Source organism: Intestinibacter sp. (assembly GCF_051866655.1).
Taxonomy (GTDB): Bacteria; Bacillota; Clostridia; order Peptostreptococcales; family Peptostreptococcaceae; genus Intestinibacter.
This window is the reverse complement of sequence record NZ_JBJDXL010000408.1, coordinates 1-3,024: the sequence shown is the minus strand read 5'-3', so window position 1 is coordinate 3,024 and position 3,024 is coordinate 1. Positions and strand designations below refer to the sequence as shown.

Genomic DNA, 3,024 nt, shown 5'->3' with positions numbered 1-3,024 from the left:
TGCTTTTAGGTTCATTTATCTGATACTGAAGAGCATCAAGATAGCTACCTACTACTAGTCTAGTATAATTACTCATATCTACATTTTCTCTACTAGAGACAAACACAGATGCTGTAGGCCATATCTTATTCATTATATCTGATTCTAGGTTGTCATTACATCTTATAGAAACCTTAATCAGATTAGCTGCCATAGATATATAAGAATTTATGAGAACAGATATATCTGTCATACACAATGTAGATTTAGGATTCTTAAATATCATGGTCTTATCTCTATTGTATAATGGATAAAATAATTTATCACTATTGGTCTTCAAAAATTCATCTTTTACGATATGCCTGAATAGATCTTCATCCCCATTTACATGATATTTCTCAAAATCTCTAATAGATGTAGAGAAAATTATATCGGCATCAAAATAATTCTCTAACTCTTCTTTAGAATATTCTTCTTTGAGAAATTTGATATAAGTAAGCTTATCATCTATTATAGAGCTTACATCAAATAGAATTGAATTGAATCCTTTTGACGGCATAATATATCTCCTTTCACGATTATTGCACAGAATAGAGAGTATAAAAGGTTATGTCTATCGATAACCTTTTATACTCTTTTATTCTGTTAATCAAGATCGTCCATAGTAGCCTGGGTATAATTTGTATTGTTGGAAGAAGGAGAATATCTAGATCCGGAAGGTCTGTTATTGTTAGAGTAATTCGAATACTGTCTATTATCCGAATTATTCTGCCTATTATAAGAAGATCTAACTTCAACTCCAAGAGCCTGAGCTATAGATTCAAGACTATTAGTAAGTCTATTGTGATTGAACTTATTAGCATCCATAACACTAAATGCAATAGCTCCAGAAGCAGCCTTAGAATATTCATCAAGAATAGTCATAAAGCTTTCAAGCTCCAGATTCTGATAGCTTTCGTAATCGGAATCATAATGGGAACCATCATAATTATGAATAGAGAAGTAGAAGTCTTTCTTGAATTCATATGCGAAGCTTGCAACAACTTCTCCATTCTCTCCTACCTTTCTAATTGTCATAATAGGAGTGTTGGTCTTTCCATATTCAGAACCGTTTGAAATAACGATAATAGACTGTCCAGAGACAATACCTACATTATCATACATTCCAGGATTCTCAATAAAATTCTTAATTTCATTCTTGAGAATTCTAGCTTTTGCATGAGACAGATATACAGTGATTCCGCTGTTCATATCAAAAGATACTTCATCGTTTCCTGTATTCTTACGAGGGAAAATACCTACACAGAGATAGGTCTTCCAGAATCTAAAGCTGAGGCATGTAGCATCGATATTAGATTCTGCATTGTTGAATCTGTAATTGGAATACAGAGTAAATTCGTTTACTCCATTCTGCTGCTGATTAGAATTGTAAGCCATTGTAAATTCCTCCAAATTTGTATATTAGTTAAATTGTGATATTGGATTTTATTTATTATATTTGGGAGATGTAAAGATTAAAGTGGTAGAACTGAATCCAGATGCATGAGGATGTCCTCCACCGCCAAACTTTTCGCAGAATTCTTTGCAGTTAAATTTAGATTTATCAGAAGAGTACACACTGTACTTCCATTTGCCAAATTTTCCACTGTAGTTAAACAGTATTGTTGCATCATACTTATTTATACCACTAAGGAAATTCCAGCTATTTCCTGTAGCATTCTTGCATAAGAAAGTAGTTCCATCATATGTCCATTCAAACGTATCAGGATATTCGTCGTAATACCTTGAATTTATATATCTCATGATGGTTCTTCCTTCTTCTATAATTCTATCTATATTAGCTCCAGCTTTATCATAGAAGTCATTGAATACGAGATTTCCATTTTCGTCTTCAATAACCAGATTGTTGTTTCTTGCAGTAGATGCCAGAGAAAAGAAATTAGATCTCTCATCTTGTTTCTTCCAGCAATCATAATCATCTACAAAATACAACCATGTAGGAAGCATAATATCAAATATATTGCAATATAGATTTGCAAATATTGTTATTTCGATAATTCCGCCCTTTTTATAAGAGGCAGCAATTGAATATGTCTGTTTAGGATCTCTTTCTTTTATAAGATTGATATCCTTTTCAGAAATCTTAAAATAAGAATATGTTAAAGCAGCTCCACTTGCCTCAGTAGATACGAAATATATAAGATTTTCTATAGACTGAAGCTCTTTAAAGTGTCTGTGTATAACATCTTTTGATGTTGCATGATGGTCTATCCATACTACAGATCTAGCTGTCTTGCAAGTCTCTAATAGCATAGGATAGGTGTCTTCGCTAATGGAGATATCAACTATAAATACATCGTCATTTGAAGTATGCCTATTAAATTTAGTATTGTAATCGCATTTAATAAAAGATGATGGAGAATCTTCAATGTATGATGGTTTAAATTTATGAACGCAATAACCAGCAGACATTCCATCTAAGTCATCATGATGATAGCAAATCATTTTAGTCTTCCTTTCAAAAAAATAATATTAATAATCAATGCAAAAATAATCGAATTAGATCATTATATCTAAGTTAATAAGCATATTAATTGATATTTTCAACTTATATAATAAAGGTAGGTGGTGTTAAACTATGTACTCATCTATTAACTTTTATGATACTCTGGATTTAAAGTATCCAGAGATAGGAATAGCTCTTGAAAAGATAGACAGAATGAATCCTGGAGAAATAAAATTCTCCATACCAATTCTAACCCCTAATATAAATAATACAAGTGAATTTGAAGAAACGGTTCATCAAACCAAAAATAATCTTAAAAATAAAGATAAAGGTTCGTTTGAAATATCTAATATCAAGAAATCAAATTATATAAAAATAAAAATTCCAAAAGAATTATGTGCTCTTCCTGGAGGAAAGTACATAATGGAGTCTGACTCTGGATCCATTAATAATGAAAGATTCACTATATCTCTAGATCAACCTATAATGGAAGGTCAGACATCTTTAAGTGGAATTGCATATGAAAGTCTAGGAAAATT

Annotated in this window: 4 protein-coding genes; 1 reads left to right on the top strand and 3 read right to left on the bottom strand. The window is 31.2% G+C overall.

Annotated elements, in window-relative coordinates; translation table 11 throughout:
- From ACI3VO_RS12250 to ACI3VO_RS12240, 3 genes are all read right to left on the bottom strand, one after another.
- Positions 1-538: hypothetical protein (locus ACI3VO_RS12250; RefSeq protein WP_439758188.1), on the bottom strand; the 538-nt coding region annotated here is incomplete at its 3' end.
- Between the two features lie 86 nt (positions 539-624).
- Positions 625-1,416 carry a hypothetical protein gene (locus ACI3VO_RS12245; protein ID WP_439758187.1) on the bottom strand — a complete coding sequence of 264 codons (792 nt, stop codon included), beginning with the start codon at positions 1,414-1,416 and terminating at the stop codon, positions 625-627.
- A 48-nt stretch (positions 1,417-1,464) separates the two neighbouring features.
- Positions 1,465-2,484 carry a hypothetical protein gene (locus ACI3VO_RS12240; RefSeq protein WP_439758186.1) on the bottom strand — a complete coding sequence of 340 codons (1,020 nt, stop codon included), beginning with the start codon at positions 2,482-2,484 and terminating at the stop codon, positions 1,465-1,467.
- Positions 2,485-2,617: 133 nt separating this feature from the next.
- Between ACI3VO_RS12240 and ACI3VO_RS12235 the strand changes: the two genes are divergently transcribed.
- The coding region (locus ACI3VO_RS12235; RefSeq protein ID WP_439758185.1) for a hypothetical protein at positions 2,618-3,024 on the top strand (407 nt) is incomplete at its 3' end.

Coding starts and splice junctions, on each gene's coding strand:
- ACI3VO_RS12245 (WP_439758187.1), bottom strand. CDS start 1,416: ATGGCTTACAATTCTAATCAGCAGCAGAATGGAGTAAACGAATTTACT.
- ACI3VO_RS12240 (WP_439758186.1), bottom strand. CDS start 2,484: ATGATTTGCTATCATCATGATGACTTAGATGGAATGTCTGCTGGTTAT.